Here is a 24,766-nt window from a genome sequence, read left to right on the forward strand (position 1 = left end):
GGTCGCGGTCATTGCCCGCCGTCCCCGGTGCGTCGGCCGAGCAGCGCATCCATGGCCTCGATGAGGCGCGTCACCAGCTCGCCGAAGAACAGCGAAAGCACCATCCCGCCCACGGTCAGCGCCCAGAGCAGACGCGACTCGCGGACGCCGCCGGTCTCGGCGAGCAGCTGCGCCGACAGCACGAAGAAGCCGGCCGCCAGCAGCAGCGTGCCGATCAGCACGCCGACCGTCTGGTAGACCGCCTTGCGCAGCGCGCGCACCGAGGGATTGGCGTCATCCATGTCCGACAGATGGCGCCAGTAGAACCGCCCGATGCGCAGCACCACGCGCGCCAGGTAGATGCCCGCGCAGAGCAGCGCGAAGGCGCCCACCCACGGCGTCAGCGTGCTCAGCCACGCCGCCGGCGCGAACGTCCACAGCGCGATGGTGGCGATCAGCATCAGGGGCAGGGCCCGCGTTACGGGCACCGCGGGCGTATCCGTCGGCGGCTTGTCCAGCACGCGCCGCTCGACCACCGCGACGCGGCGGCCGAGACCGCTGCGCATGCGCGCGAAGGGAGTGGCGGAATGTCGCATGATCGCGATGCCGGGTACGGTACGGGGCCGTCATTTTCGCGCATGTCGCGGTGATGCGTACCCCGGCCCGCGCGGACACCGTGAAGGCGGTCGCAGTGCGCGACGCCGCGCAAGCGCGACACGGCGGCGCCCGTTGATGGACGCCGACGGGTCAGCGTGCGGCCGCGGCTTGCCGTCGACCCGGAGCCGGCACTACGCTGCCGCTATCCGGCATGAACCGCGGAATCCGCGCATGGATGTCGCCGAGGCCATCCGCCTGGCTGCCGAGAACGGCTGCGACATGGAGTGGGACGAGGACGCCCGTCGCTGGGTGGTGGGCGCGGTATCCTATGATGCTGACGCCTGTTCCCTGGACAGCGTGACGCTCTCCGCCATCGACGCCGATACCTTTCTTCGTGACTTCCTGCCCGATCGCGACCTCTGAACCACCCGATCCCGCTGCGCGGAGCACACCTTGAGCGTTTCCGACGAGCCCGGCGACGAAGTCCATCCGCACGACTTCGCGGCCGAACTGACGCGGCAGGTCTACACCGACCTGGACGGCGTGCTCGTGGAGGGCGACGACGCTGCCGAGGACGCGCTGGGCGCAGTCCTTCGATCCGGTGACGACCGTGGCTGCGGGCTCTGGCTGATCACGCGCGCGGCGCTGGCTGCCCACCGTGGCCTGCGGTTCGGGCTGCAGGAGCGCTTCGCCGAGCCGCACGCCGACGACGTGCTCGATGCGCTGAGCGCGCTGGCGCCCGATCTCGCCGCGCGCCACGATGCCGCAGAGTGGCTGTCGCGCGCCGAAGCCCTTGCCGATGCCATCACCGTCTCAGAGGGCGATCGCGAACCGCTGCATCAGGCGCTGGCGCGTGCCATCTACCGCCTCTACGACGGCCTGCGCAGCGAGGACGAGCTGCTCGGCGGTCGCGGGCTCATGGAACTGCGCACCATGCTCGCGCACGTCGACGCCGCCGCCCAGCTCGGCGGTACACCGGCCCTGTGCCCGGTGATGCGGCCCGACCGTTTCCACGACGATTTCCTGCGCTATGTCGCGGCCGCGCAGGCAGGAAGTGCCGATGTGCAGCAGCCGGTCGCCTCGCTGCAGAAGGACGGGCGCATCACCGCCATCGTCACCCGTGACCTGCATCCGGTGGAGCACGCCCGGCAGACGCTCTCGGCGGACCAGGCGGCAGCGCGGATGCGCATCGAAGCGCTGCTGGACTTCCTGCAGGGGCTGCGCGCCGATGCACCGGACGACATCATGCTGCGCGCCAGCAACGACAACGAGACCTTCTTCACGGCGCTGGTCACCGCTGCCGCCACCACCGCCCTGCCCGAGAACGGTGTCTTTGCCTATCCGCCCCTCGCCCAGATCACGCGCTACAACCTGCGGCTGCTGCACGCGGCGGGCGGAGACACGCGCCCGCACTGAGCGCGGGTGACATCCCGACGACGAGCGGCACCGCCCTCCCCGACGAATCGCGGACTTGCCAGACGGTGCCGCTGGCGGCACCATCCCGGAACCGCTGCGCGACGCTGCCGGCGGTCCCGTGCACCGACGCCGGATACCCGAACCCCGGACATCCTTCGGTCCCTCGCCCTGCTGTCGCGCGACTGCAGCGCCGGGCCCGTCCATCGCAGGAGATGTGCATGGAACCCACCGAGCGCATGCTTTTCGGCGTGCAGCGCTTTCAGATCCTCTCGCTGTTCACCAGCGCGTCGTCGGAACAGAACGTCGGCAGCAGCTACGCCTACGCATGGTGGGCGGCGGTGTATCCGCTTCTGCACGGGACGGCGTCCTGGCATCCACCCTTCGAGGCGTGCTTCACGGTCCGCGAGGCCCCCCTTCGCGAACTGCTCGCCTTCCTGAGCGACCGCTGGACGCAGGGCGAGAAGCTCAGCTTCTTCGCGCTGGAGGATCACTACGGCATCCGCGGATCGCGCCGACCGGGGGCGGTCTGGGACCAGCCGGGCCTGATCGCCGCCTGTCGCTACCTGCACCTGAGCGCACAACTGGACCGCGATTTCTGGAGCGCGCTGCTCGCCGGCGACCAGCATCCGGCCGGAGCCGAGGTGATCCTCCACAAGTTCGACCCCGGCGCCTGCACCTTCGCCTGATCGGCGTGCGGGGCGGGGCTCGTCAGCGCGTGCCCAGCGTCGCAGGCAGTCTCAGCGCCAGGACGCCACCCAGCACCGCCAGCAGCGCGACGGCCGCGAGCGGCGCGGCGCCGCTCGCCATGCCCAGGGCGCCGATCGCGACGAAGAGCAGGGCCGCGATACCGGTGAGCGTGTTGCCGAAAGCCACCGCGGTTGCACGCTCCCCGTCGCCGCAGGCGTCGACCAGCCACGTCTTGCGGCCGAGCCTGACACCCGACTCGGCGACGCCGAGCAGTGCGAAGGGCATCGCGTGCAGCCAGTCCGGCGTCTGCGCTGCGGCAACGAGCAGCAGCATGCCGACGGCGGCTGCCGCCCCCGCCGCGCCCGCGAGGGCCAGCACCCTTCCCGGGGCGCGGTCGGCCATGTCGCCCCAGAGCCGACTGCTGAATATGTCCGCCAGCGCCATCGCCGCCAGGATCAGTCCGAGCAGCGCGCCGCCGCCGGCATCCTGCGCGGCGAGCACGAACAGCGGCGCCGCGAGCTCGACGGGAAGCAGCAGGAACCGGGTCGCGAGATAACGGCGGTAGCCCGGTGCCGAGCGCACCAGGGCGATACCTGCCCGCGTCTCGTCGATCGGGTTGCGGCCGCCGTCGGTGGCACCGGGTGCCTCCACCGTCAACGCGAGGGAGGCCGCCGCTGCGAGCCAGAGCAGCGCACCGCCCCCCAGCAGCGCGACCACGAGCCAGGTCGTCGCCGCTCCGTCCAGCGCGAACTGCATGAGCAGGCCCGCGCCGAAGGCGAGCAGACCGCCCGCCATGGCGCGATTGGCAAGGAGGTTGCCGCGCACGCCCTTGCCGACGGTCTTGGCGATGACATCCTGGAATGCCAGCGACGCCAGCCCGCTGGCCGCGGAGAACAGCGCCAGCAGGGCGAGCACGCTCGCCGCCATCGCCACCGGCGGCAGCGTCAGCACCGCGGCGAGCATGAGGATGAGAGACCCCGCCTGCGTGCAGCCCGCGGCCACCCACAACCACTTGCGCACCGGCCGCGCACGCACGGCCCCGGCCATCAGCAGCTGCGGAAGCAGACTGGCGGCCTGCTTGATCGGCATCAGGGCACTGACCGCGACGGCGGGCGCCCCGTGGGCCGCCAGCAGCCAGGGCAGCGCCAGCCTCGGCCCGGCGAGCTGCTCGGCGAGCTTGGTCGCCGCACCGTTGGCGAGATTCAGCAGGTAGTTGCGGGGTGCATGCCGGCAGGCACTGTCGGGGATCGTCGAGCAGATGCGCTCGACGTCATCATCGCCACTCACCATGGCGTAGACGCTGTCGACCGGTTCCGGCGTCGCGGTCTGCGTCATGGCCGGGCACCCTGACGCGGCCGGGCGCGTGCCCCGGCCGCGTCGTCCGGGAGGCGGATCAGCCTTCGCCTTCCTTCGGCTTGAAGGCCTCGACCTCGATGCTCAGCTTCACCTCGTCCCCCACGGCCGGGACATAGGCATCCATGCCGAAGGCGCTGCGCATGATGCGCGTCACCGCATTGCCGCCACAGGCCGGGACCTTGCGCATGGGGTGCTCGATGCAGTTGAAGTTGCTGAACTTGAGCGTCACCGGCTTGGTCTCGCCGAGCAGCGTCAGTTCGCCGGTCACCGCCATGATCTTGCCTTCGGAGACTTCGAAGTCGTCACCACTGAAGCGGATCTCGGGATACTTCTCGACGTGGAAGAAGTCCTCGTTGCGCAGATGCTCGTCGAGATCGGCGACGCCGGTGCTCACCGAGCTCGCATCGATGACGATGTCGGCGCTGCCGGTACCGGCCTCGGCATCGAAGGTCACGGTGCCGTCGATATCCTCGAAGCGGCCGGTGAAATGGCTGAGCCCGAGGTGGCTGATCTCGAAGTGCGCAAAGGTATGGGTGGGATCGATCTCGTATTCGGCGGCTTGGGCGCCGACGGCGGTGACGGACAGTACGGCGCCGGCGAACCCGGCTGCGAGCAGACGTTGCATGGTGTGACTCCTGTGCGGGTGGGAAGCGGGTTGGCGGTGGAAAGGGCGCGCCGGGTGGTCAGACCCGTGCGTGCAGATCGAAGGTGACGCGCACTTCGTTGGCGACCACATCGAAATCGCCCCAGGCGCCGCCGCCGACGTTGAAGGTCGCGCGCTTGATGGTGAACGAGCCGGTGATGCGGCGTGCGCCGTCGGCACCCTTGTCGACCGTGAAGGGCACCTCGACGGTTTCGGTCTGATCGCGGATGCGCAGCGCGCCGGTCGCGAGCCAGGTGCCGTCGTCGCGACGCGTCACCGAGGTCGACTCGAAGACCGCCTCGGGAAACTGTTCCACGGCCAGCCAGTTCCCGCGCTTGACTTCGGCATTGGTATCGCCGTGGCCGGCGTCGATCGAGGCCGTGCGCACGACGACGCGTGCGGTGCTCGCGGCCGGATCGGCCTCGTCGATGCGGAGCTCGGCGTCCCAGTCCGAGAATCCGCCCTCGACGGTCACACCCATCTGGGTGGCCTCGAATCCGACGCGACTGGCGTCGTGATCGATGGCCAGCGGCTTCTGCGCCGCCACCGGTGCGGCTGCCGCGATCGCGACGATGAATGCGCCCAGGCGCGCCAGCGGGAGGATGCCGGTCATGGGTTGCGTGCTCCGATGGTGCGACGACCCGGCACCATGCGCCAGAGCAGGCCGTCGCGGTCGATGAAGTGGTGCTTCAGTGCGGCCGCCACGTGCAGCGCGATGAGCGCGAGCAGCGTCTTGTTGAGCACCCAGTGCAGATCCGCGAGCCGGTCGCCAAGCGCCTCGTCGCGCGCCAGGGCATCAGGCAGCGGGAAGACGCCGTAGAGCACCGTGCTGAAGCCCTTGGCCGAGCTCATCAGCCAGCCGCTCACCGGAATCAGGATCAGCAGGGCGTACAGCCCCCAGTGGGTCAGGGCCGCCGCATGCCGCTGCCACGGCGCCGTGGTAGCCGGCAACGGCGGCGGCGACCGCCACCACCGCCAGGCCAGCCGCACCAGCACCAGCGCCCACAGCGACACGCCCAGCCACTTGTGCCACGAATACATCCTGAGCTGCTGGGGCGAGAACGCCATCTCCACCATGATCAGGCCGATCGCGAAGGCGCCGACCAGGCCCGCCGCGGTCAGCCAGTGCAGTGACTGGGCGACCGGCCCGTAGCGCTCGCTGAGGTGGGACGTGCTGGAATTCATGGCATGAGGCTAGAGCCGCCCTGCCCTGGCGACAAGCGGAAGCTTCTCGTGTCGATATTCAGTGGATTTGAAGGTAGCAGATCAGGCGCGATGGTAGGGATGCCCGGCGTGCAGGCTCCAGGCGCGATAGAGCGCCTCCACCAGCACCACGCGCGCGAGCGCATGCGGCAGCGTCAGTCGGCTCAGCGCGAGCGCGAAGTCGGCACGTGCGCGCAGCTCCGGCATGAGCCCGTCGGCTCCGCCGATTAGCATGCAGACGTCGCGGCTGTCCGCGATCCATTCGCCCAGCGCCCCGGCGAGATCGGCGGTCCGCCACTCGCGGCCGCGCTCGTCGAGCGCCACGCGCAGGGCACCGGGAAGCAGCAGCCCCTCCATGCGCTGAGCCTCGTCGCGCAGCATGCGTGGCACGTCGGGCTTGCGCGGGCGGCTGGCCGCGGCCACCGGGCAGACCTCGACGCGGCACTCGGGCGGCATGCGCTTGGCGTACTCGTCGACCGCCCCCTGCGCCCACTGCGGGAGCCGGGTACCCACGGCGATGACCCGGATCCGCACGGTGCCTCAGTCGCCGCTCTCGACCGATGCGTCGGGCGGGAGGTCCCAGAGCTTCTCGAGCTGGTACAGCGCCCGCATCTGGGCCTGCATGACGTGGACCACGACGCTGCCCAGATCGACGAGCACCCATTCGGCGCGACTCATGCCCTCCACGCCGCGCGGCTGCACGCCGCTGCGCTTGGCATCCTCGACCACGCGCTGCGCGAGGGACTGGACGTGCCGGGACGAACTGCCGGTGCACAGCACCATGTCGTCGGTGACCGTGGTCAGCGGCGCGACATGCAGCTTGGTGATCTGTTCACCCTTGAGATCCTCCAGGGCACCCACCACGGTTTCTACCAGCGAATCGGGCATGGATCAGTCGATGGCGGCTAGAGCAGCGAGATCGGTTTCGGTGAGGCTCCGGAGCAGACTGTCCGGCACCACGCCGCGCAGGCTGCGGCCGGCGCGGATCCGCATGCGGATGGCGGTGGACGCGATATCCAGCTCCGGAATGGCCAGCGCGTGCCAGCAGCCGTGCGCACGTGCTCGCAGGCCGTCGGCGTCGACCCGGGGATAGGCGCGTACTTCCGGCGCCGGCGACAAAGGGTGTCCCGGACGCGAGGCCACCACCACGTGCGCGTGCTCGAATATGCGCTGCCACTGGTGCCAGCGATGCAGCTTGTTGAAGGCATCGGCGCCGACCAGCCACAGGCAGGTGTGCCCGGGAAAGCGATCGCGCGCGCGCGCCAGCGTGTCGGCGGTGTAGGAAATGCCGTCGTGACGCAGCTCGTCGTCGTCCGCCACGAGTCCGGCCTCGTCACCGATCGCCTGACGGAGCCATTCGTGCCGGCGCCAGCCATCGATCGCCGGCTGATCGCGATGCGGTGGACGCGCCGCGACCAGCACGTGCACGGCCTCCAGGCCGAGCTGCTCGCGTGCCTCGATCGCAAAACGGATATGCCCGTTGTGTACGGGAGCGAAGGTCCCGCCGTAGAGGCCGATCACCCGGAGCAGCGCATGCCGTCAGCGGACCTGGCCGTCGCCATAGACGACCCACTTCTGCGAGGTCAGCCCTTCGAGGCCGACCGGCCCGCGCGCATGGAACTTGTCGGTGCTGATGCCGATCTCGGCACCGAGACCGTACTCGAAGCCGTCGGCGAACCGCGTCGAGGCGTTGACCATGACCGATCCGGAATCAACCTCGCGCAGGAACTGCCGCGCCCGGGTGTAGTTCTCGGTGACGATGGCGTCGGTGTGACCCGACCCGTAGCGGGCGATGTGCGCGATGGCGGCCTCGATGCCGTCCACGACGGCCACCGAGAGAATCGGGCCGAGATACTCGGTGCGCCAGTCCTCCTCGCTCGCCGAAGCGATCCCGGGCAGGATTGCGCAGGTGCGGTCGCACCCGCGCAGTTCGATGTCGTAGGGCGCGAGCCGGCGCTCGAGATCGGGCAGAAACGCGTCGGCGACGGCCGCATCCACGAGCAGGGTCTCCGCCGCATTGCAGACTCCGAAACGCTGGGTCTTGGCGTTGACGGCGATGGCCATCGCCTTCTCCGCATCGGCCGCCGCATCGATGTAGACGTGGCAGATGCCGTCGAGATGCTTGATCACCGGCATGCGGGCGTGCTCGGACACGAAGGCGACCAGGCTGCGACCACCACGCGGGATCAGCACATCGACGTACTCGGGCATTGCGAGCATGGCGCCGACGGCGGCGCGATCACTCACCTGCACGACCTGCGCGACCTCGGCGGGCAGCCCGGCCGCCCGCAGCGCCTTCTGGATGATGTCGCCGATGACGCGATTGGATTCCAGTGCCTCCGAGCCGCCACGCAGCACGCAGGCGTTGCCGCTCTTGATGCACAGGGCCGCGGCGTCGGCGGTCACATTGGGCCGCGATTCGTAGATGATCCCGACGACACCGAGCGGCACGCGCATGCGGCCCACCTCGATGCCGGAAGGACGGCGCACGAGCTCGCTGATGGCGCCGATCGGATCGGGCAGTTCGGCCACCTGGCGCACGCCCTCGGCCATGTTCGCGACACGGTCCGGGGTGAGCTCGAGGCGCTCGGTCAGTGCGGCATCGAGGCCGCCCTCGCGCGCCGCCTTCATGTCGCGGGCATTGGCGGCGAGGATGCGCTCCTCGCCCTCCAGCAGCGCGTCCGCGAGCGCGAACAGCGCGGCATTCTTGGTGCCGCTGTCGGCGCGCGCGATCGCGGGCGCGGCGTTTCGCGCACGCGCGCCAACGGCGCGCATCTGATCCTGGACGGCATCGACGGCACTGGCGTTGTCAGCGGCCACGGCTAATTCTTCCATATCGCTTTGGGCAGGAACCCGGGGGAAACGGCGCCGCTTGCGACGCTCGTCCATGTTAGCAGGTCGTCCCAGGCCGCCGTCGCAGCGCCCTGCTTGGCGGCGGTGTCAATCTCGCTCAGCCAGCGCAGCAGCGCCTGGACATGGCCGGGACGCGTGCGCTGCAGGGCGCGCTCGAGATGCCGGGCGCGTGGGCCGAAGACCCGCGCGCTCTGCGCAGCCGCCCGGGTGTCGCCACTGCGCGCGAAGGCGCGCTGGGCGCCGTGCCACTGCCGCAGCACGAAGGCGAGCCCGCCCGTTATGGCGGGCAGCTCGGTTCCGGCGCGCCGCAGGGCCCGCGCCGCGCGCAGTGCCCCGGCGGCATCGCCGGCGAACACGCGATCCATCAGGGAGAAGGGATCGAAGCGCGCCATGTCGGCACCGAGCGCCCAGACCGCCTCGGCGTCGAGCGGCTCGGCATCGGCGCCGTGCAGTGCACAGAGCTGGTCGACGATCTGGGCCGCGGCCAGCAGGTGCCCCTCCGCGCACGCGGCGATCGCGGCGACGGATTCCCGCTGGGCCCGGACCCCGCGCTGGCGCAGCCGTGCCTCGATCCAGGACGGCATCTCGTCGTCGCGTACCGGCCACGCGTAGACCAGCTGCGCCGCTGCCTCGAGCGCTGTGTACCACTTGGTCTTGCGCGCACGGCCGTCGATGGCGCCCGCGATGACGAGGATGGCGGTGTCGCTGCCGGCATTGTCGAACGCCTCCTGCAGCGCCGTGGCGGCCTTGGCGTCCAGGCCGTCCACGCGCAGCTCGAGAATGCGCTGCTCGGCGAACAGCGAGGGGCTCGCGCAGGCGGCGTGCAGCGCATCCCAGTCGAAGCGGCCGTCGGCCTGCATCTGCTCGCGCGTCGCGAATCCGCGCTCGCGCAGCGCGCCACGGACGCGGTCGACGCTCTCCTCGATCACAAGCGGCTCCTCGCCCGCGACAACCCACAGACGGGCGTCACTGGCGAGGACACGATCGAGCTGATCGGGACGGATGGGCATGTCGATACTGTCGGACAACGAAAAAGCCGGCGCAAGCGCCGGCTTTCACGATGATCGCGCTGTTGCCGCCGGGTCAGGCGCTGGCGGTCTCGGCGCTCTCGGTGGCCGGCTCCGGCGCGGTGCCGCCGGACGCGGCGTCGAGGCGGTCGACCAGCTCGATGTAGGCCATCGGCGCATTGTCGCCGGGCCGGAAGCCGCAGCGGATGATGCGCAGATACCCACCGGGGCGCGAGGCGTGACGCGGACCGATCTCGTTGAAGAGCTTCTGGACCATCTCGCGGTCGCGGAGGCGCGAGAAGACCAGCCGCCGGTTGGCGACGCTGTCGGTCTTGGCGCGCGTGATCAGCGGCTCGGCGTGACGACGCAGCACCTTGGCACGGGTCACCGTGGTACGAATGATCTCGTGCCGCAGCAGCGCGTTGCTCAGGCTCTGGAGGTTGGCGTTGTGGTGGCCGGTATGGAAACCGACGCGCTTGTTGGCCTTTCTATGACGCATGATGTCTGCTCGGGTGCGGGATTCAGGCGGTGGTCTTGGGCGGCGACCAGTTCTCGAGCGTCATGCCGAGCTCGAGATCCTTGCTGGCGAGCGCGTCCTTGATCTCGTTCAGCGACTTCTTGCCGAGATTGGGCGTCTTCATCAGCTCGGTCTCCTTGCGCTGCACGAGATCACCGATGTAGTAGATGCTCTCGGCCTTCAGACAGTTGGCCGAGCGCACCGTCAGTTCGAGATCGTCGATCGGGCGCAGCAGGAGCGGGTTGACTTCCTTGCGCTGCGACTCGGCCGCTTCCTCGGCCTCGCCTTCGAGGTCGACGAACACCGCGAGCTGCTCGCGCAGGATGCGGGCGGCGAGCCGGACGGCCTCGGCCGGATCGATGCAGCCGTTGGTGTCGACGTCCAGCACCAGCTTGTCGAGGTCGGTGCGCTGCTCGACGCGGGCACGCTCGACACTGTAGCTGGCGCGACGGACCGGGCTGTAGCTCGCATCCAGCCGCAGCTGGCCGATCACCGCACCGTCATCGTCTTCCTGGCGCTGTGTCACCGGCTGATAGCCGCGACCGCGGGTCACGTGGAGGGTCATCTCCAGGGTGCCGCCGGTGAGGTTGGCGATCTCGAGCTCGGGGTTGATCAGCTCGACATCGTGATCCAGCGCGATGTCGGCTGCCGTCACCGGGCCGTTCCCGGACTTCTTCAGCGTCAGGGTGGCCTCGTCACGGGCATTCAGGCGCAGCGCCAGATTCTTGATGTTCAGCAGGATGTCGATGACGTCCTCCTGCACACCCTCGAGCGCGGCGTACTCGTGCACGACGCCCTCGATCTGGACCTCGGTGACGGCCGCGCCCGGAATCGACGACAGCAGAATACGGCGCAGCGCGTTGCCCAGCGTATGACCGTAGCCGCGCTCCATCGGTTCGAGCGAGACGCGCGCGCGATAGGCGCTGACGGCCTCGACATTGATGTTACGGGGCTTGAGCAAATCGGAAACTTGACCCTGCATGGACGCGTACCACCTCGCGAAAACTTCGAATGAATCCCCCGACGGGGATGACCGACCGAACTTCGGCGGCTACTACTTGGAGTAAAGCTCGACGACGAGGTTCTCGTTGATGTCGGGCAGAATCTGGTCGCGCTCCGGTGCGGCCTTGAAGGTGCCCTTGAGGCCCTTCTCGTCGACCTGCACCCAGTCCGGGAAGCCGATCTGGGCGGCGATGGACAGCGACTCGGCGATCCGCGACTGCTTGCGCGCCTTCTCGCGGACCTCGACCACATCGCCCTCACGCACCTGGTACGACGGGATGTTGACGGTCACGCCGTTGACGCTGATCGCCTTGTGATTGACCAGCTGACGAGCCTCGGCGCGTGTGGCACCGAAGCCCATGCGGTACACGACGTTGTCGAGACGCGACTCCAGCATCTGCAGGAGCAGCACGCCGGTCGAGCCCTTGCGCTGCTGCGCCTTGAGGTAGTAGTTCCGGAACTGCTTCTCGAGCACGCCGTACATGTGGCGCAGCTTCTGCTTCTCGCGCAGCTGCACGGCATAGTCGGACAGGCGCTGGCGACGCGCACCGCCCTGCTGGCCGGGCGGGGTGTCGAGCTTGCACTTGGTATCGAGCGAGCGACCGCGCCCCTTGGTCAGCAGGTCGGTCCCGGCACGACGGGACTGCTTGCACTTGGGTCCGGTGTACTTGGCCATAGACGAATATCCTTAAACGCGACGACGCTTGGGCGGGCGGCAGCCGTTGTGCGGGATCGGCGTCACGTCGGTGATGTTGGTGATCTTGAAGCCGGCCGAGTTCAGCGCACGCACCGCCGACTCGCGACCCGGACCCGGGCCGTTAACGAACACCTCGAGATTCTTCACGCCGTGCTCGGCGGCACCCTGACCGGCGCGCTCCGCCGCAACCTGCGCCGCGAAGGGCGTGGACTTGCGGGAACCGCGGAACCCGCAGGCACCGGCGGTGCACCATGCCAGCGCATTGCCCTGGCGGTCGGAGATCAGAATGATGGTGTTGTTGAAGCTGGCATGCACATGCGCGACACCATCGGTGATGTTCTTCTTGACGCGCTTGCGCTTGCTGCTCGCAGTGTTCGGACTTGCCATGAATGCGGACTCTGGTTCCTGAGGCTTACTTCTTCTTGCCGGCGATGGCGCGGCGCGGGCCCTTGCGGGTACGGGCGTTGGTGCGGGTGCGCTGACCGCGCACCGGCAGGCCGCGCTTGTGGCGCAGGCCGCGGTAGCAGCCCAGATCGACCAGGCGCTTGATGTTCATCGAGATCTCGCGGCGGAGGTCACCCTCGACGGAGTACTTCCCGACCTCCGAGCGCAGCAGCTCCAGCTCGGCCTCGGTGAGCTGCTTGACCTGCTGGGTCGGATCGACACCGGCCGCGACGCAGATGGCGCGGGCACGCGTGTTGCCGATACCGTAGATCGACTGAAGCGCGATCACGGTGTGCTTGTTGGCCGGGACATTGATGCCAGCTATACGGGCCATGCCTAGGGTGCTCCTGAAGAATCAGCGGCGCCGAAAAAGGCGCGGGATTGTAAACGAAATATGTCGGAAATCAAAATCCGGCGGGCCGGCAACGCAATGCAGCGCCGGATGCGAGCCGGCGTTCGCGGGCGTTGAGCGCTCCGTGCTCGATTGTCACAGTGGCGATGCGCAATGCCCGGCGGGCGCTGCTGGCGCTCCGCGGGGCAACCTGGTGCATGCGGCCGCCGCGGTCACTAAGCTCGCACTTCCTGTGCTCGCTAAGTGACCCTGCCGCGACCGTCCTGGCCGCGGCGTTCGCGAGATTTTTGTGTTCACTGGACACAAAAATCTCGCTCACCCCTGCCGCTGCTTGTGGCGGGCGTCGGTGCAGATGACGCGAACGGAGCCGTTGCGGCGGATGATCTTGCAGTTGCGGCAGATCTTCTTGACGGATGCGCGGACTTTCATGGCGGACTTCCTGCTGCTGACCGGTCAGCGAACGCTGCCGGCGCGGCCGATGGACTTGAGGTTGGCTTTCTTGAGGACGCTGTCGTACTGGTGGGACATCAGGTGCGCCTGGAGCTGCGACATGAAGTCCATGGAAACCACCACGACGATGAGCAGCGACGTACCACCGAAGTAGAAAGGCACGCTCCACTGCGAATAGAGAATCTCCGGCATCAGGCAGATGGCGGTGATGTACGCCGCCCCCACCACGGTGATGCGCGTGAGCACGGTGTCGATGTACTGCCCCGTCTGCACGCCGGGCCGGATCCCGGGAATGAAGGCGCCGGAGCGCTTGAGGTTGTCGGCGGTGTCCTTGGAATCGAACACCAGCGCCGTGTAGAAGAAGCAGAAGAAGATGATCATGCTCGCGTAGAGCAGGATGTAGACCGGCTGCCCCGGCGAGAGCGTGTTCGCAATGGCGCCCATGGTTCCCGACCCGGCCTCGCCGAAGAAGCGGATCATCGATGCCGGGAACAGAATGATGCTGGAGGCGAAGATCGGCGGGATGACGCCGGCCATGTTGACCTTCAGCGGCAGGTGCTGGGTCTGCGCGGCGAACACGCGGCGGCCCTGCTGGCGGCGCGCGTGCTGCACGGGGATCCGGCGCTGGGCGCGCTCCATGAACACGATGAACCAGGTGACCAGCACCGCGAGCACCATGATGATCAGCACCTGGAAGGCGCTCATCTCGCCCTCGCTCGTGAGCTGCGCGATCGACCCCAGTGCCGACGGCAGGCCGGCCACGATGCCCGCGAAGATCAGGATCGAGATGCCGTTGCCGATGCCGCGCTCGGTGACCTGCTCGCCGAGCCACACCAGAAACATGGTGCCCGTGGTCAGCGAGACCGCGGCCACGAAGATGAACCCGATGCCGGGATGGAAGGCAACGCCCGAGTTCTGCAGTGCGACCGATGCGCCGATCGACTGGAAGCCGGCCAGCACCAGGGTGCCGTAGCGCGTGTAGCGGGTGATCGTCCTACGCCCCTGCTCGCCTTCCTTGCGCAGTTCCTTGAGAGTCGGCACCACGGCAGTGAGAAGCTGCATGATGATCGACGCCGAGATGTACGGCATGACACCGAGGGCGAAGATCGAAAGGCGCTCCAGCGCACCGCCCGAGAACATGTTGAACATGTCCAGGATGGTCCCGCGCTGCGCCTCGAAGAGCTGTGCCAGCTGCACGGGGTCGATCCCCGGCACCGGAATGAAGCTGCCCACGCGATAGACCACCAGCGCGCCCAGCACGAAGAGCAGGCGCGAACGCACCTCGCCGAGCTTCGACAGGTCGGGCTTCATGCCGGGAGTGGCGGCGCCGGCGGCGTTCTGCTGTTTGCGGGCCATGATCTGGACTGCTGGAGCTTGCGGTTGGTGGGAGGCTTCAGGCGGCCGGCGCGTCGGCGATACTGCCGCCGGCGGCCTCGATGGCCGCGCGCGCACCCTTGGTCACGCCGACGCCGCTGATCGTGACCTTCCGGCTGATGCTGCCGGTGGCGATGATCTTGGCGCGATCGGCGCCGCGTGCCACCACGCCCGCTTCCTTCAGCGCGGCGAGGTCGATGCTCTCCAGACCGCAGCGCTCGATGTCGGAAAGGCGGATCTCGGCGGTGCCGCCGGCCGCCATCGACCGGAAACCGCGCTTGGGCAGACGACGCTGCAGCGGCATCTGGCCGCCCTCGAAGCCGACCTTGTGGTACCCGCCTGAGCGCGCGTGCTGACCCTTGTGCCCGCGGCCGCCGGTCTTGCCGAGACCGGAGCCGATGCCGCGACCGAGCCGCTTACGCGCGGTCTTGGAGCCGGCTGCGGGATGGATGTCGTTGAGCTTCATATCGTATTCCAGAGAAACGCAGTGGGGGGAACTGGCGCCCGGCACCCTCGAGGAGAGGCCGCTGCCCGGTGCCCGGACCCCGGTGTCAGACTTCCTCGACGCGCAGCAGGAACTCGGCCTTGCGGACCATGCCCATGTTCGCCGGCGTCGCGATCACCTCGCGGCTGTCGCCGATCTTGCGCAGACCGAGGCCGTTGACGTTGTTGCGGTGCTGCTGGAGGCGACCGGCAAGCGAGCGCACCAGCGTCACGCGGATCTTCTTCTGCTCAGGCATGGGTCGTCGCCTCCGTGCCCAGCAGCTCCTCGACGGTCTTGCCGCGCTTGGCCGCGACCTCTTCGGGGAGGTGCATGGCCGACAGCGCGTTGATGGTCGCCCGCACCAGGTTGATCGGATTGCGCGAGCCGTAGCTCTTGGCGAGCACGTTCTGCACGCCGGCCACCTCGAAGACGGCGCGCATGGCACCACCTGCGATCACGCCGGTACCGCTCGACGCGGGGCGCACCAGCACGCGCGTGGCGCCGTGGTTGCCCTCGATGGCGTGCTGCACGGTCTCGCCGGACAGCGCCACGCTGACCATGGTCTTCCGCGCCCGCTCCATCGCCTTCTGAATGGCGACCGGGACCTCGCGCGCCTTGCCGTAGCCGAAGCCGACGCGGCCCTGACCGTCACCCACCACGGTGAGCGCGGTGAAGGCGAACTGCTTGCCGCCCTTCACCGTCTTGGAGACGCGGTTGATGGTGATCAGCTTCTCGGCGAGATCACTGCCCTGCCCGCTGTCGTACTGGTTGTCCTGCTTGGCCATGTCCTAAAACTCCAGTCCGGCTTCACGGGCGGCGTCGGCGAGCGCCTTCACGCGACCGTGGTACTTGAATCCCGAGCGGTCGAAGGCGACCGAGGTGATGCCGAGCTCCTTGGCCCGACGGGCGATCTCCGCGCCCACGCGCGTGGCCGCCGCGACATTGCCGGTGGAGCCGTCCAGCCCCTCGGCCAGGGTCTTCTCGGTGGTTGCCGCCGCCGCCACGGTGCGCGAGGCATCGGGAGCGATGATCTGCGCGTAGATATGGCGCGGCGTCCGGTTGATGCAGAGGCGGTAGTGCCCCTGGAGCCGGATCTTGGCGCGCGCCTTGCGCGCACGGCGCTGGCGATTGATCTTCTTTGCTTGCATGGCTCTGATCCTGAGGCGCTACTTCTTCTTGGCTTCCTTCATGACAATGCGCTCGCCTTCATAGCGGACGCCCTTGCCCTTGTACGGTTCCGGCGGACGCAGCGCGCGGATTTCCGCGGCGGCCTGCCCGACGGCCTGGCGATCACTGCCCGAGAGCACGATCTCGGTCTGGGTCGGCGTCTGCACGCTGACCCCCTCCGGCAGTTCGTAGTCGATGGGGTTCGAGTAGCCCAGCTGGAGGTTCAGCTTGGCGCCCTGCGCCTGCGCGCGGTAGCCCACGCCGACAAGCTGCAGCTTGCGCTCGAAGCCGCTGGAGACCCCGGTGACCATGTTGTTGATGTTGGCGCGCACGGTGCCCGCCATCGCCGGATCCTTCTCGGCGCTGGCGTTGGAGACGCGCAGCTGGTCGCCCTCGAGCTCGACGTCCACACCGTCGTTCAGAGTCATGTTCAGCGTGGCCTTGCTGCCCTTGACCTGCACGTCGCGGCCGTTGATGGTGACCTCGACCCCCTTGGGGACCGTGATCGGCGCTTTAGCGACTCGGTACATGTTGCGATTTCCCGGAAATAGGAACGAATGAGCGTCGCGTCAGGCGACGTAGCAGAGGACTTCCCCGCCGATCCCCTCGGCACGCGCCTGGCGGTCGGTACGCAGCCCGCGCGAGGTCGAGACAATGGCGACGCCGAGGCCGCCCAGCACGCTGGGCAGGTCGTCCTTGCCGCGGAAGATGCGCAGCGACGGCTTGCTTGCGCGCTCGATGCGCTCGATGACCGGCTTGCCGCCGAAGTACTTCAGCGTCACCGTCACGATGGCTTCTGCCCCCTCACCGCTGACGGCGACGTCGGAGATGTAGCCCTCGGCCTTGAGCACCTCCGCGATGTGCAGCTTGAGCTTGGAGGCAGGCGCGGTGACGCTGCGCTTGCCCGCCGCCTGGCCGTTGCGGATGCGGGTGAGGAAGTCGCTGATGGGGTCGTTCATGCTCATGATTCGGCTCCTACCAGCTCGACTTCTTCAGGCCCGGGACTTCGCCGTTCATGGCGGCCTCGCGCAGCTTGTTGCGGCCCAGGCCGAACTTCCGGTACACGCCGCGGGGACGGCCGGTGACGGCGCAGCGGTTGCGCACGCGGATCGGGCTGGAGTCGCGCGGCAGCTTCTGCAGGGCGGCCACCGCCGCCTGCTTGTCCTCGAAGCTCGCGCTCTCGCTGCTGATGATGTTCTTCAGCTCGGCACGCTTGTTCGCGTACTTGGCCACGAGCTTCTGACGCTTGCGCTCGCGGTTGACCATGCCTTTCTTTGCCATGCCTGTTCGTCGCTCTTACTTGCGGAAGGGGAAGCCGAAGGCGTCGAGCAGCATGCGGCCTTCCTCGTCATTGCGTGCGGAGGTCGTGATCGTGATGTTCATGCCACGGATCTTGTCGACCTTGTCGTAATCGATCTCCGGGAAGATGATCTGCTCGTTGATCCCGAAGTTGAAGTTGCCCCGGCCGTCGAATCCGCGCGCCGGGATGCCCCGGAAGTCGCGCATGCGCGGCATGCCGATATGGATCAGGCGCTCGAGGAACTCGTACATGCGGCTCCCGCGCAGCGTCACCATGGTGCCGATCGGGAACTCCTCGCGGATGTTGAAGCCCGCGATGGCCTTGCGCGCCTTGGTGATCACCGGCTTCTGACCCGCGATCGTGGTCAGGTCGGACACGGCGTGCTCGAGCACCTTGCGGTCGCGCACGGCTTCGCCGACACCCATGTTCAGGGTGACCTTGAGCACGCGGGGCACCGCGTGGATGTTGCAGCCCAGCTGCTGCTGCAGCTCGCCGCGGATCTTGTCGCGGTAAGCCGCCTGCAGATTGGGCACGGACTTCGATGCGGCCTGCTCAGACATCGACCACCTCACCATTCGACTTGAAGTAGCGCACCTTGCGCGCGTCGCTGCCCTCGCCCTCGACCCGGAAACCGATCCGGTCGCCCTTCTCGGCCTTGGGATTCCAGAGCATCACGTTGGAGATGTGCAGCGGCATCTCCTTGTCGACGACACCGCCGGGCACGCCGGCGTTGGGATCCGGCTTCTGGTGCTTCTTGGCGATGTTGACGCCCTCGACCACGACGCGCTGGTCATCGACCACGCGCGACACCGTGCCGCGGCGTCCCTTGTCCTTGCCGGTGGTGACGACGACGTCGTCGCCCTTGCGAATTCTCTTCATGACTCGATACCTGCCTGGCGCTAGAGCACTTCGGGTGCCAGCGAGATGATGCGCATGTACTTCTCACGCAGCTCGCGGGTCACGGGCCCGAAGATGCGGGTGCCGATGGGGTCGCCCTTGTTGTCGAGCAGCACCGCGGCGTTGGTGTCAAAGCGGATGGCCGACCCGTCGGGACGGCGCACCGGATGACGGGTGCGCACGACCACCGCGTTGTGCACCTCGCCCTTCTTGACCTTGCCGCGCGGGATGGCGTCCTTGACGCTGACCTTCACGACATCGCCGATGTGCGCGTAGCGACGACCCGTGGAGCCGCGCACTCGGATCACCTGCACGAGCTTCGCGCCACTGTTGTCGGCGGCCAGCAGAGTGGATTCCTGTTGAATCATCTTCGGGCCCTCAGCTGGCTGCGGAAAGGTCGGTGGCGCGCTCGACCACCTCGACCAGGGTGAAATGCTTGTCGCGGGAGACCGGACGGCACGAACGGATCGACACGAGGTCGCCCACGCGTGCGGTGTTGTCGGCGTCGTGCACCTTCATGCGCGTCGACCGACGGATGTACTTGTTGTACAGCCCGTGCTTGACGCGGCGCTCGATGACCACGGTCGCCGTCTTGTCCATCTTGTTGGACACGACGTACCCGTAGATGAGGCGCTCGATGCTGCTGCTTTCCTGATTCGCTTCCGACATCGTATTCGTCCGTTAACCCTTGGCCGCGCGCATCATGGTCTTGACGCGCGCGATGTTGCGCCGCACCTCGCGGGCGCGGTGATGCTGCGTCAGCTGGCCGGTCGCGGCCTGCATGCGCAGATTGAACTGCTCCTTGCGCAGGGACTCGAGTTCCTCGCGCAACGCGCCGTCGTCCTTGCCGGACAGGCTCTTGAGGTAATCGGTGCTCTTCATCACATGATCGTCCGGTTGACGAATTCACACTTCACGGGAAGCTTCGCCGCCGCCAGGCGGAACGCCTCGCGCGCGACCTCTTCCGAGATGCCCTCCATCTCGTAGAGCATGCGGCCCGGCTGTACCTTGGCGGCCCAGTACTCGACGTTGCCCTTGCCCTTGCCCATACGGACTTCGAGGGGCTTCTCGCTGACCGGGACGTCCGGGAATATCCGGATCCACAGCTTGCCGCCGCGCTTGACGTGACGGTTGATGGCACGACGGGCGGCCTCGATCTGGCGCGCGGTCAGCCGACCGTGCTCCATGCACTTCAGACCGTACTCACCGAACGAGACCTTGTTGCCGCGCTGCGCCAGGCCGCGGTTGCGGCCCTTCTGCTGCTTGCGGAACTTGGTGCGCTTGGGTTGCATCATGGCGGGCGGTCTCCTTAGCTGGTGGCTTCAGCCGGCTCGGCGGCCTTCTCGGCCTCGAACTGCTCGCCGTGGAATACCCAGACCTTGACGCCGATGGTCCCGTAGGTGGTATGCGCCTCGGCGAAGCCGTAGTCGATGTGGGCGCGCAGCGTGTGCAGCGGCACACGACCCTCGCGGTACCACTCGGTGCGCGCAATCTCGGCGCCGTTGAGACGACCCGAGACCTGGATCTTGATGCCGCCCGCGCCGATGCGCATGGCGTTCTGCACCGAGCGCTTCATGGCGCGGCGGAACATGATGCGGCGCTCGAGCTGCTGGGCGACGGATTCGGCGATGAGGTTGGCATCGAGCTCCGGCTTGCGGATCTCCTCGACCGAGACGTGCACGGCGTCGGCGCGCAGGCCCATCTTCTCCGCAATGTCCTGCTTGAGCTTCTCGATGTCCTCGCCCTTCTTGCCGATCACGATGCCCGGGCGCGCGGTGTGGATCGTCAGACGGGCCGACTTCGACGGCCGGTCGATCTGCACGCGCGACACCGATGCCTTGGCCAGGCGCTTGCGCACGAAGTCGCGCACCTCGAGATCGGTGGCGAGCTGGTCGCGATACGTCTCGCGCTCGGCGTACCAGTTCGACGTCCACTTGGTGGTGATGCCGAGCCGGAACCCGTTGGGGTGAACCTTGTGACCCATGGAATCTCGTCCTGCGCTTACTGATCCGCGACGCGAATCGTGATGTGACTGGTGGGCTTCACGATGCGGTCGGCGCGCCCCTTGGCGCGCGGCATCATGCGCTTAATCTGCGGGCCCGCATCGACCATGATCTCGGAGATGCGCAGCTCGTCGACATCGGCGCCGAAGTTGTTCTCGGCGTTGGCGATGGCGGACTCGAGCACCTTGCGGATCACGCCTGCGGCCTTCTTGTTCGAGAAGCGCAGCACCTGCAGCGCCTGATCCACGGGCTTGCCGCGGACCTGGTCGGCCACCAGGCGCCCCTTCTGCGGCGACAGCCGCGCGAAACGCAAAACGGAGTGGGTCTGCATGATCAGCGTGCCTTCTTGTCGGCGACGTGGCCCTTGAAGGTCCGCGTCGGAGCGAACTCACCGAGCTTGTGCCCGACCATGTTCTCGGTCACGAACACCGGCATGTGCTGCCGGCCGTTGTGCACCTGCATGGTCAGGCCGACCATGTCGGGCGTCACCATCGAGCGCCGCGACCAGGTCTTGATCGGCCGCTTGACGCGCGATGACTGCGCCTCGTCGACCTTCTTGGCCAGGTGGTGGTCCACGAATGGTCCCTTCTTCAATGAACGTGGCATCTCGAATACCTCGTTACTTCTTCTTCTTCGCCGTGCGCTTGCGCACGATGAACTGGTCGGTGCGCTTGTTGGAGCGCGTCTTGTAACCCTTGGTCGGAACGCCCCAGGGCGAAACCGGATGCGGGTTGCCCTGCCCGGAACGTCCCTCGCCACCGCCGTGCGGATGGTCGACGGGGTTCATCACCGTGCCGCGCACGGTCGGACGGACACCCTTCCAGCGCTTGGCGCCGGCCTTGCCCAGCACGCGCAGGCTGTGCTCGGAGTTGCCCACTTCGCCGATGACGGCACGGCACTCCGAAAGCACCTTGCGCATCTCGCCGGAGCGCATGCGCAGCGTGACGTAGGCACCTTCACGCGCCACCAGCTGCACCGCCGCGCCGGCCGAACGCCCCATCTGGGCACCCTTGCCGGGCCGCATCTCGATGCAGTGAACGGTGGAGCCGACCGGGATGTTGCGCATCGGCAGGCAGCAGCCGGGCTTGATCGGCGCCGACTCGCCACTGAACACCTGATCGCCGACCTTCAGGTGGCGCGGCGCAATGATATAGCGCCGCTCGCCATCCGCATAGACCAGCAGCGCGATATGCGCGCTCCGGTTGGGATCGTGCTCGAGGCGCTCGACGCGCGCAGGCACGCCGTCCTTGTCGCGCTTGAAGTCGACGACGCGGTAGGCCTGCTTGTGGCCGCCCCCGCGATGACGCGTGGTGATGCGACCCGCGTTGTTGCGGCCGCCGCTGCGCGACTGCTTCTCGACCAGCGGCGCGTGCGGCCCGCCCCGGTGAAGGTCCTTGTTGACGACCTTGACCTGGTGGCGGCGTCCGTTCGACGTCGGCTTGCTCTTCTGGATAGCCATGATGTCCTCTAGCTCGCTGAACCGAGGAAGTCGATCTCGCTCCCCTCGGCGAGGGTCACGTAGGCCTTCTTCCAATCGGAGCGTCGGCCGGTCGAACGGCCGAAGCGCTTGGTCTTGCCCTTGACGTTGAGCGTGCTCACACCGGTGACGCGGACGTCGAACAGCTTCTCGACCGCCTCGCGGATTTCCGGCTTGGTGGCATCGCGCGCAACCTTGAAGACGACCTGCTGGTCATTCTCCGCGACGCGGTTGCTCTTTTCGGAGATCAGCGGCGCGCGGATGATCTGGTGGAGTCGATCGACGTTCATGACAGCCAGGCCTCGAACTTGCGGATGGCCGCCTCGGTCACCACCACCTTCTGGTGGGCCAGCAGGCTGACCGGGTTGACGGCGTCGGTATCCACGACCGAGACGCCCGGCAGATTGCGCGCAGCGAGGAACAGCGACTGCTCGACCGTCTCGACCACGATCAGCGCATCCTCGGCGCCCAGCTCGCGCAGCTTCGCGGCCAGATCCTTGGTCTTGCCCGAGGCCTCGATGTCCGATACCACCAGCAGATGCTCGCGACGGCCCAGCTCCGAGAGGATGCTGCGCAGCGCACCGCGATACATCTTGCGGTTGACCTTCTGCTCGAAGTCGCGCGGACGCGCCGCGAAGGTCACGCCGCCGCCGCGCCAGATCGGGCTGCGGATGCTGCCCGCCCGCGCGCGGCCGGTACCCTTCTGGCGCCACGGCTTCTTGCCGCCGCCACTGACTTCCGAGCGCGTCTTCTGGGCCTTGGTGCCCGCGCGCCCGCCAGCGAGATAGGCGGTCACTACCTGATGTACCAGCGCTTCGTTGAACTCCGCGGCAAAGACGGCATCGGCCACCTGCACCGCGCTACCGCCGCTCTTCATTGCCAATTCCATGATTGCTTCCTTCAGCGTCCGGTTCAGCCGCGATTACTCGGGCGCACAATGACCGTGCCGCCACGGGCACCCGGCACCGCGCCCTTGACCAGCAGCAGGTTGCGCTCGGCGTCCACGCGCACCACGTCCAGGTTGAGGGTCGTGACCCGCTCGTTGCCCATCTGACCGGACATCTTCTTGCCCTTGAACACGCGGCCCGGCGACTGGTTCTGACCGATCGAGCCCGGCGTGCGATGCGACAGCGAAGCGCCGTGGGTCGCACGGCCGCCGCCGAAGCCCCAGCGCTTGACGGTGCCGGCGAAGCCCTTGCCGATGCTCGTGCCGCGCACGTCAACGGTCTTGACCTCGCTGAAGCGGTCGACCCGGATCTCGGTACCCGGCTCGAGGCCCTCGTCCTCGCCGTCCTCGAGACGCATTTCCCACAGCCCCTTGCCCGGCGCGACCCCGGAGGCCTTGAAGTGCCCCAGCTCGGCCTTGCTCAGGCGCTGCGGCTTGGCCTCGCCGACCGTGACCTGGATGGCGCGATAGCCGTCCGTCTCCGCGGTCTTGATGCAGGTGATGCGGTTGGGCTCGCACTCGATCACGGTGACCGGCACCGACGCACCGGCGTCGGTGAAGATCCGCGTCATGCCGCGCTTGATGCCCACGATTCCGATACTCATCTCTATCGCTCCCGTGCGCCTCAGCCGAGCTTGATCTGGACTTCGACGCCCGCCGGAAGATCCAGCTTGGACAGCGCGTCCACGGTCTTCTCGGTGGGATCGACGATCTGCATGAGCCGCTTGTGCGTACGGATCTCGTACTGGTCACGCGCGTCCTTGTAGACGTGCGGCGACACCAGGATCGTGTAGCGCTCGCGGCGGGTCGGAAGCGGGATGGGACCGCGCACAAGCGCACCGGTGCGCTTGGCGGTTTCCACGATTTCACGCGCCGACCGGTCGATCAGACGATGATCGAAGGCTTTGAGCCGGATGCGTATCGATTGGCTAGCTGCGGCCATGCTTACTGGACTCGGTTATTGAAAGAACAGGAAACGGATGGGGTCGTGCCCCGCCGCTTCAGGCGATGATCTTTGCCACCACGCCGGCGCCGACGGTGCGGCCGCCCTCGCGGATGGCGAAGCGCAGACCCTCCTCCATCGCGATCGGCGCAATCAGCTCCACCTTCAGATTGACGTTGTCGCCCGGCATCACCATCTCCGCGCCTTCCGGCAGCGTCACGTTGCCGGTCACGTCCGTCGTCCGGAAGTAGAACTGCGGGCGGTAGCCCGCAAAGAACGGCGTGTGACGGCCGCCCTCTTCCTTCTTCAGGATGTACACCTCGCACTCGAACTGCGTGTGCGGCTTGATCGAGCCCGGCTTGCACAGCACCTGGCCGCGCTCAATGTCCTCGCGCTTCGTGCCGCGCAGCAGAACGCCGATGTTGTCCCCCGCCTCGCCCTGGTCCAGCAGCTTGCGGAACATCTCGACGCCCGTCACCGTCGTCTTGGTGGTCGCCTTGATGCCGACGATCTCGATCTCCTCGCCGACCTTCACCACGCCGCGCTCCACGCGCCCCGTCGCCACCGTGCCGCGGCCCGAGATCGAGAACACGTCCTCCACCGGCATCAGGAAGGCGCCGTCAATCGCGCGCTCCGGCTCCGGAATGAACGCGTCCAGCGCCTCGATCAGCTTGTCGATCGCCTGCGAGCCGTGCTCGCCCTCGTCACCGTCCAGCGCCTTCAGCGCCGAACCCGTCACGATCGGCGTCTCGTCGCCAGGGAAGTCGTACTGGTTCAGAAGATCACGGACCTCCATCTCCACCAGCTCGAGCAGCTCCGCGTCGTCCACCATGTCCGCCTTGTTCAGGAAGACCACGATGTACGGCACGCCCACCTGACGCGCCAGAAGAATGTGCTCCCGCGTCTGCGGCATCGGGCCGTCAGCAGCCGACACCACCAGAATCGCTCCGTCCATCTGCGCCGCGCCCGTGA

At 67.8% G+C, this 24,766-nt stretch carries 42 protein-coding genes; 3 read left to right on the plus strand and 39 right to left on the minus strand.

Going from position 1 to position 24,766, the window contains the following annotated elements:
• Positions 1-8 precede the first annotated feature (8 nt).
• Positions 9-575 (minus strand): hypothetical protein, encoded by a 567-nt coding sequence (locus KAH28_RS08735; RefSeq protein ID WP_290575724.1) that lies wholly within the window; start codon positions 573-575, stop codon positions 9-11.
• Positions 576-807: 232 nt separating this feature from the next.
• Between KAH28_RS08735 and KAH28_RS08740 the strand changes: the two genes are divergently transcribed.
• The 3 genes from KAH28_RS08740 (at position 808) to KAH28_RS08750 (ending at position 2,678) form a co-directional block, all read left to right on the plus strand.
• Positions 808-999 carry a hypothetical protein gene (locus KAH28_RS08740; protein WP_290575725.1) on the plus strand — a complete coding sequence of 64 codons (192 nt, stop codon included), beginning with the start codon at positions 808-810 and terminating at the stop codon, positions 997-999.
• Between the two features lie 30 nt (positions 1,000-1,029).
• Positions 1,030-1,992 carry a hypothetical protein gene (locus tag KAH28_RS08745; protein WP_290575727.1) on the plus strand — a complete coding sequence of 321 codons (963 nt, stop codon included), beginning with the start codon at positions 1,030-1,032 and terminating at the stop codon, positions 1,990-1,992.
• 218 nt (positions 1,993-2,210) lie between these two features.
• Positions 2,211-2,678, plus strand: a complete 468-nt coding sequence (locus KAH28_RS08750; protein ID WP_290575729.1) for a hypothetical protein — start codon at positions 2,211-2,213, stop codon at positions 2,676-2,678.
• Positions 2,679-2,700: 22 nt separating this feature from the next.
• On the opposite strand, the gene KAH28_RS08755 is transcribed toward KAH28_RS08750, so the two are convergent.
• The 38 genes from KAH28_RS08755 to tuf all read right to left on the minus strand — a co-directional run.
• Complete coding sequence (locus KAH28_RS08755) at positions 2,701-4,014, minus strand: hypothetical protein (protein ID WP_290575731.1); 1,314 nt, start codon at positions 4,012-4,014, stop codon at positions 2,701-2,703.
• 58 nt (positions 4,015-4,072) lie between these two features.
• Positions 4,073-4,660 (minus strand): YceI family protein, encoded by a 588-nt coding sequence (locus KAH28_RS08760; protein ID WP_290575733.1) that lies wholly within the window; start codon positions 4,658-4,660, stop codon positions 4,073-4,075.
• 58 nt (positions 4,661-4,718) lie between these two features.
• Complete coding sequence (locus KAH28_RS08765) at positions 4,719-5,291, minus strand: YceI family protein (protein WP_290575735.1); 573 nt, start codon at positions 5,289-5,291, stop codon at positions 4,719-4,721.
• Positions 5,288-5,863 carry a cytochrome b gene (locus KAH28_RS08770; RefSeq protein ID WP_290575737.1) on the minus strand — a complete coding sequence of 192 codons (576 nt, stop codon included), beginning with the start codon at positions 5,861-5,863 and terminating at the stop codon, positions 5,288-5,290. Before KAH28_RS08770 ends, KAH28_RS08765 begins: the two co-directional genes overlap by 4 nt.
• Positions 5,864-5,944: 81 nt before the next feature.
• The gene (gene rlmH / locus KAH28_RS08775; RefSeq protein WP_290575739.1) at positions 5,945-6,415 is read right to left on the minus strand and encodes a 23S rRNA (pseudouridine(1915)-N(3))-methyltransferase RlmH; all 471 of its coding nucleotides are present in this window, start codon (positions 6,413-6,415) and stop codon (positions 5,945-5,947) included.
• A 6-nt stretch (positions 6,416-6,421) separates the two neighbouring features.
• Positions 6,422-6,769: a ribosome silencing factor gene (rsfS, locus tag KAH28_RS08780; protein WP_290575741.1), complete on the minus strand. Its 348-nt coding sequence runs from the start codon at positions 6,767-6,769 to the stop codon at positions 6,422-6,424.
• 3 nt (positions 6,770-6,772) lie between these two features.
• The gene (gene nadD / locus KAH28_RS08785) at positions 6,773-7,402 is read right to left on the minus strand and encodes a nicotinate (nicotinamide) nucleotide adenylyltransferase (protein ID WP_290575743.1); all 630 of its coding nucleotides are present in this window, start codon (positions 7,400-7,402) and stop codon (positions 6,773-6,775) included.
• An 18-nt stretch (positions 7,403-7,420) separates the two neighbouring features.
• Positions 7,421-8,701 carry a glutamate-5-semialdehyde dehydrogenase gene (locus KAH28_RS08790; RefSeq protein ID WP_290575745.1) on the minus strand — a complete coding sequence of 427 codons (1,281 nt, stop codon included), beginning with the start codon at positions 8,699-8,701 and terminating at the stop codon, positions 7,421-7,423.
• A 2-nt stretch (positions 8,702-8,703) separates the two neighbouring features.
• Positions 8,704-9,744, minus strand: a complete 1,041-nt coding sequence (gene holA, locus KAH28_RS08795) for a DNA polymerase III subunit delta (RefSeq protein WP_290575747.1) — start codon at positions 9,742-9,744, stop codon at positions 8,704-8,706.
• 73 nt (positions 9,745-9,817) lie between these two features.
• Positions 9,818-10,240 carry a 50S ribosomal protein L17 gene (gene rplQ, locus KAH28_RS08800; RefSeq protein WP_290575749.1) on the minus strand — a complete coding sequence of 141 codons (423 nt, stop codon included), beginning with the start codon at positions 10,238-10,240 and terminating at the stop codon, positions 9,818-9,820.
• A gap of 22 nt (positions 10,241-10,262) precedes the next feature.
• Positions 10,263-11,240, minus strand: a complete 978-nt coding sequence (gene rpoA, locus KAH28_RS08805; protein WP_290575751.1) for a DNA-directed RNA polymerase subunit alpha — start codon at positions 11,238-11,240, stop codon at positions 10,263-10,265.
• Positions 11,241-11,312: 72 nt separating this feature from the next.
• Complete coding sequence (gene rpsD, locus KAH28_RS08810; RefSeq protein WP_290575753.1) at positions 11,313-11,936, minus strand: 30S ribosomal protein S4; 624 nt, start codon at positions 11,934-11,936, stop codon at positions 11,313-11,315.
• Between the two features lie 12 nt (positions 11,937-11,948).
• On the minus strand, positions 11,949-12,344 hold the full coding sequence (rpsK, locus tag KAH28_RS08815; RefSeq protein WP_290575755.1) for a 30S ribosomal protein S11: 396 nt from the start codon (positions 12,342-12,344) through the stop codon (positions 11,949-11,951).
• A 25-nt stretch (positions 12,345-12,369) separates the two neighbouring features.
• Positions 12,370-12,735, minus strand: coding sequence for a 30S ribosomal protein S13 (gene rpsM / locus KAH28_RS08820; protein ID WP_290575757.1), 366 nt, complete (start codon positions 12,733-12,735; stop codon positions 12,370-12,372).
• Positions 12,736-13,068: 333 nt separating this feature from the next.
• A complete protein-coding gene (gene rpmJ, locus KAH28_RS08825; RefSeq protein WP_290575759.1) occupies positions 13,069-13,182 on the minus strand; it encodes a 50S ribosomal protein L36 in 114 nt (37 codons plus the stop codon).
• Positions 13,183-13,206: 24 nt separating this feature from the next.
• Positions 13,207-14,514 carry a preprotein translocase subunit SecY gene (gene secY, locus KAH28_RS08830; RefSeq protein ID WP_290575802.1) on the minus strand — a complete coding sequence of 436 codons (1,308 nt, stop codon included), beginning with the start codon at positions 14,512-14,514 and terminating at the stop codon, positions 13,207-13,209.
• Between the two features lie 82 nt (positions 14,515-14,596).
• Positions 14,597-15,043 carry a 50S ribosomal protein L15 gene (rplO, locus tag KAH28_RS08835; RefSeq protein WP_290575761.1) on the minus strand — a complete coding sequence of 149 codons (447 nt, stop codon included), beginning with the start codon at positions 15,041-15,043 and terminating at the stop codon, positions 14,597-14,599.
• Positions 15,044-15,128: 85 nt separating this feature from the next.
• Positions 15,129-15,317, minus strand: coding sequence for a 50S ribosomal protein L30 (gene rpmD / locus KAH28_RS08840; RefSeq protein WP_290575763.1), 189 nt, complete (start codon positions 15,315-15,317; stop codon positions 15,129-15,131).
• Positions 15,310-15,846: a 30S ribosomal protein S5 gene (gene rpsE / locus KAH28_RS08845; RefSeq protein WP_290575765.1), complete on the minus strand. Its 537-nt coding sequence runs from the start codon at positions 15,844-15,846 to the stop codon at positions 15,310-15,312. The genes rpmD and rpsE overlap by 8 nt, the downstream gene beginning before the upstream one ends.
• A 3-nt stretch (positions 15,847-15,849) precedes the next feature.
• Positions 15,850-16,209, minus strand: a complete 360-nt coding sequence (rplR, locus tag KAH28_RS08850; protein ID WP_290575767.1) for a 50S ribosomal protein L18 — start codon at positions 16,207-16,209, stop codon at positions 15,850-15,852.
• Between the two features lie 18 nt (positions 16,210-16,227).
• On the minus strand, positions 16,228-16,758 hold the full coding sequence (rplF, locus tag KAH28_RS08855) for a 50S ribosomal protein L6 (protein ID WP_290575769.1): 531 nt from the start codon (positions 16,756-16,758) through the stop codon (positions 16,228-16,230).
• Positions 16,759-16,797: 39 nt separating this feature from the next.
• A complete protein-coding gene (rpsH, locus tag KAH28_RS08860; RefSeq protein ID WP_290575771.1) occupies positions 16,798-17,193 on the minus strand; it encodes a 30S ribosomal protein S8 in 396 nt (131 codons plus the stop codon).
• A 10-nt stretch (positions 17,194-17,203) separates the two neighbouring features.
• On the minus strand, positions 17,204-17,509 hold the full coding sequence (rpsN, locus tag KAH28_RS08865; RefSeq protein WP_290575773.1) for a 30S ribosomal protein S14: 306 nt from the start codon (positions 17,507-17,509) through the stop codon (positions 17,204-17,206).
• Positions 17,510-17,524: 15 nt separating this feature from the next.
• A complete protein-coding gene (gene rplE / locus KAH28_RS08870; RefSeq protein WP_366918160.1) occupies positions 17,525-18,061 on the minus strand; it encodes a 50S ribosomal protein L5 in 537 nt (178 codons plus the stop codon).
• A 19-nt stretch (positions 18,062-18,080) separates the two neighbouring features.
• Entirely contained in the window at positions 18,081-18,407 is a 327-nt protein-coding gene (gene rplX / locus KAH28_RS08875) for a 50S ribosomal protein L24 (protein ID WP_290575777.1), read from the minus strand.
• A gap of 20 nt (positions 18,408-18,427) precedes the next feature.
• Positions 18,428-18,793, minus strand: coding sequence for a 50S ribosomal protein L14 (rplN, locus tag KAH28_RS08880; RefSeq protein ID WP_290575779.1), 366 nt, complete (start codon positions 18,791-18,793; stop codon positions 18,428-18,430).
• 10 nt (positions 18,794-18,803) lie between these two features.
• Entirely contained in the window at positions 18,804-19,094 is a 291-nt protein-coding gene (gene rpsQ, locus KAH28_RS08885) for a 30S ribosomal protein S17 (protein WP_290575781.1), read from the minus strand.
• Positions 19,095-19,106: 12 nt separating this feature from the next.
• The gene (gene rpmC / locus KAH28_RS08890; protein WP_290575783.1) at positions 19,107-19,307 is read right to left on the minus strand and encodes a 50S ribosomal protein L29; all 201 of its coding nucleotides are present in this window, start codon (positions 19,305-19,307) and stop codon (positions 19,107-19,109) included.
• Positions 19,307-19,720 (minus strand): 50S ribosomal protein L16, encoded by a 414-nt coding sequence (gene rplP, locus KAH28_RS08895; protein ID WP_290575785.1) that lies wholly within the window; start codon positions 19,718-19,720, stop codon positions 19,307-19,309. The genes rpmC and rplP overlap by 1 nt, the downstream gene beginning before the upstream one ends.
• Before the next feature lie 14 nt (positions 19,721-19,734).
• Complete coding sequence (gene rpsC, locus KAH28_RS08900) at positions 19,735-20,409, minus strand: 30S ribosomal protein S3 (RefSeq protein ID WP_290575787.1); 675 nt, start codon at positions 20,407-20,409, stop codon at positions 19,735-19,737.
• Between the two features lie 17 nt (positions 20,410-20,426).
• The gene (rplV, locus tag KAH28_RS08905; RefSeq protein ID WP_290575789.1) at positions 20,427-20,759 is read right to left on the minus strand and encodes a 50S ribosomal protein L22; all 333 of its coding nucleotides are present in this window, start codon (positions 20,757-20,759) and stop codon (positions 20,427-20,429) included.
• Positions 20,760-20,761: 2 nt separating this feature from the next.
• On the minus strand, positions 20,762-21,034 hold the full coding sequence (rpsS, locus tag KAH28_RS08910; RefSeq protein WP_290575791.1) for a 30S ribosomal protein S19: 273 nt from the start codon (positions 21,032-21,034) through the stop codon (positions 20,762-20,764).
• Positions 21,035-21,047: 13 nt separating this feature from the next.
• Positions 21,048-21,887 carry a 50S ribosomal protein L2 gene (gene rplB, locus KAH28_RS08915; protein ID WP_290575793.1) on the minus strand — a complete coding sequence of 280 codons (840 nt, stop codon included), beginning with the start codon at positions 21,885-21,887 and terminating at the stop codon, positions 21,048-21,050.
• A gap of 8 nt (positions 21,888-21,895) precedes the next feature.
• Positions 21,896-22,195 (minus strand): 50S ribosomal protein L23, encoded by a 300-nt coding sequence (rplW, locus tag KAH28_RS08920; protein WP_290575795.1) that lies wholly within the window; start codon positions 22,193-22,195, stop codon positions 21,896-21,898.
• Positions 22,192-22,794, minus strand: a complete 603-nt coding sequence (gene rplD / locus KAH28_RS08925; RefSeq protein ID WP_290575797.1) for a 50S ribosomal protein L4 — start codon at positions 22,792-22,794, stop codon at positions 22,192-22,194. Before rplD ends, rplW begins: the two co-directional genes overlap by 4 nt.
• Before the next feature lie 23 nt (positions 22,795-22,817).
• Positions 22,818-23,456, minus strand: a complete 639-nt coding sequence (rplC, locus tag KAH28_RS08930) for a 50S ribosomal protein L3 (RefSeq protein WP_290575798.1) — start codon at positions 23,454-23,456, stop codon at positions 22,818-22,820.
• A gap of 20 nt (positions 23,457-23,476) precedes the next feature.
• A complete protein-coding gene (rpsJ, locus tag KAH28_RS08935; RefSeq protein WP_043768409.1) occupies positions 23,477-23,794 on the minus strand; it encodes a 30S ribosomal protein S10 in 318 nt (105 codons plus the stop codon).
• 58 nt (positions 23,795-23,852) lie between these two features.
• A partial coding sequence (gene tuf / locus KAH28_RS08940) for an elongation factor Tu (protein ID WP_290575800.1) occupies positions 23,853-24,766 on the minus strand: 914 nt, incomplete at its 5' end.

The sequence above is a fragment of the Algiphilus sp. genome, assembly GCF_023145115.1.
Classification (GTDB): Bacteria; Pseudomonadota; Gammaproteobacteria; order Nevskiales; family Nevskiaceae; genus Algiphilus.

Coding starts and splice junctions, on each gene's coding strand:
- KAH28_RS08735 (WP_290575724.1), bottom strand. CDS start 575: ATGCGACATTCCGCCACTCCCTTCGCGCGCATGCGCAGCGGTCTCGGC.
- KAH28_RS08740 (WP_290575725.1), top strand. CDS start 808: ATGGATGTCGCCGAGGCCATCCGCCTGGCTGCCGAGAACGGCTGCGAC.
- KAH28_RS08750 (WP_290575729.1), top strand. CDS start 2,211: ATGGAACCCACCGAGCGCATGCTTTTCGGCGTGCAGCGCTTTCAGATC.
- KAH28_RS08755 (WP_290575731.1), bottom strand. CDS start 4,014: ATGACGCAGACCGCGACGCCGGAACCGGTCGACAGCGTCTACGCCATG.
- KAH28_RS08760 (WP_290575733.1), bottom strand. CDS start 4,660: ATGCAACGTCTGCTCGCAGCCGGGTTCGCCGGCGCCGTACTGTCCGTC.
- KAH28_RS08765 (WP_290575735.1), bottom strand. CDS start 5,291: ATGACCGGCATCCTCCCGCTGGCGCGCCTGGGCGCATTCATCGTCGCG.
- KAH28_RS08770 (WP_290575737.1), bottom strand. CDS start 5,863: ATGAATTCCAGCACGTCCCACCTCAGCGAGCGCTACGGGCCGGTCGCC.
- rsfS (WP_290575741.1), bottom strand. CDS start 6,769: ATGCCCGATTCGCTGGTAGAAACCGTGGTGGGTGCCCTGGAGGATCTC.
- holA (WP_290575747.1), bottom strand. CDS start 9,744: ATGCCCATCCGTCCCGATCAGCTCGATCGTGTCCTCGCCAGTGACGCC.
- rplQ (WP_290575749.1), bottom strand. CDS start 10,240: ATGCGTCATAGAAAGGCCAACAAGCGCGTCGGTTTCCATACCGGCCAC.
- rpoA (WP_290575751.1), bottom strand. CDS start 11,240: ATGCAGGGTCAAGTTTCCGATTTGCTCAAGCCCCGTAACATCAATGTC.
- rpsD (WP_290575753.1), bottom strand. CDS start 11,936: ATGGCCAAGTACACCGGACCCAAGTGCAAGCAGTCCCGTCGTGCCGGG.
- rpsK (WP_290575755.1), bottom strand. CDS start 12,344: ATGGCAAGTCCGAACACTGCGAGCAGCAAGCGCAAGCGCGTCAAGAAG.
- rpsM (WP_290575757.1), bottom strand. CDS start 12,735: ATGGCCCGTATAGCTGGCATCAATGTCCCGGCCAACAAGCACACCGTG.
- rpmJ (WP_290575759.1), bottom strand. CDS start 13,182: ATGAAAGTCCGCGCATCCGTCAAGAAGATCTGCCGCAACTGCAAGATC.
- secY (WP_290575802.1), bottom strand. CDS start 14,514: ATGAAGCCCGACCTGTCGAAGCTCGGCGAGGTGCGTTCGCGCCTGCTC.
- rplO (WP_290575761.1), bottom strand. CDS start 15,043: ATGAAGCTCAACGACATCCATCCCGCAGCCGGCTCCAAGACCGCGCGT.
- rpmD (WP_290575763.1), bottom strand. CDS start 15,317: ATGCCTGAGCAGAAGAAGATCCGCGTGACGCTGGTGCGCTCGCTTGCC.
- rpsE (WP_290575765.1), bottom strand. CDS start 15,846: ATGGCCAAGCAGGACAACCAGTACGACAGCGGGCAGGGCAGTGATCTC.
- rplR (WP_290575767.1), bottom strand. CDS start 16,209: ATGCAAGCAAAGAAGATCAATCGCCAGCGCCGTGCGCGCAAGGCGCGC.
- rplF (WP_290575769.1), bottom strand. CDS start 16,758: ATGTACCGAGTCGCTAAAGCGCCGATCACGGTCCCCAAGGGGGTCGAG.
- rpsH (WP_290575771.1), bottom strand. CDS start 17,193: ATGAGCATGAACGACCCCATCAGCGACTTCCTCACCCGCATCCGCAAC.
- rpsN (WP_290575773.1), bottom strand. CDS start 17,509: ATGGCAAAGAAAGGCATGGTCAACCGCGAGCGCAAGCGTCAGAAGCTC.
- rplX (WP_290575777.1), bottom strand. CDS start 18,407: ATGAAGAGAATTCGCAAGGGCGACGACGTCGTCGTCACCACCGGCAAG.
- rplN (WP_290575779.1), bottom strand. CDS start 18,793: ATGATTCAACAGGAATCCACTCTGCTGGCCGCCGACAACAGTGGCGCG.
- rpsQ (WP_290575781.1), bottom strand. CDS start 19,094: ATGTCGGAAGCGAATCAGGAAAGCAGCAGCATCGAGCGCCTCATCTAC.
- rpmC (WP_290575783.1), bottom strand. CDS start 19,307: ATGAAGAGCACCGATTACCTCAAGAGCCTGTCCGGCAAGGACGACGGC.
- rplP (WP_290575785.1), bottom strand. CDS start 19,720: ATGATGCAACCCAAGCGCACCAAGTTCCGCAAGCAGCAGAAGGGCCGC.
- rpsC (WP_290575787.1), bottom strand. CDS start 20,409: ATGGGTCACAAGGTTCACCCCAACGGGTTCCGGCTCGGCATCACCACC.
- rplV (WP_290575789.1), bottom strand. CDS start 20,759: ATGCAGACCCACTCCGTTTTGCGTTTCGCGCGGCTGTCGCCGCAGAAG.
- rpsS (WP_290575791.1), bottom strand. CDS start 21,034: ATGCCACGTTCATTGAAGAAGGGACCATTCGTGGACCACCACCTGGCC.
- rplB (WP_290575793.1), bottom strand. CDS start 21,887: ATGGCTATCCAGAAGAGCAAGCCGACGTCGAACGGACGCCGCCACCAG.
- rplW (WP_290575795.1), bottom strand. CDS start 22,195: ATGAACGTCGATCGACTCCACCAGATCATCCGCGCGCCGCTGATCTCC.
- rplD (WP_290575797.1), bottom strand. CDS start 22,794: ATGGAATTGGCAATGAAGAGCGGCGGTAGCGCGGTGCAGGTGGCCGAT.
- rplC (WP_290575798.1), bottom strand. CDS start 23,456: ATGAGTATCGGAATCGTGGGCATCAAGCGCGGCATGACGCGGATCTTC.
- rpsJ (WP_043768409.1), bottom strand. CDS start 23,794: ATGGCCGCAGCTAGCCAATCGATACGCATCCGGCTCAAAGCCTTCGAT.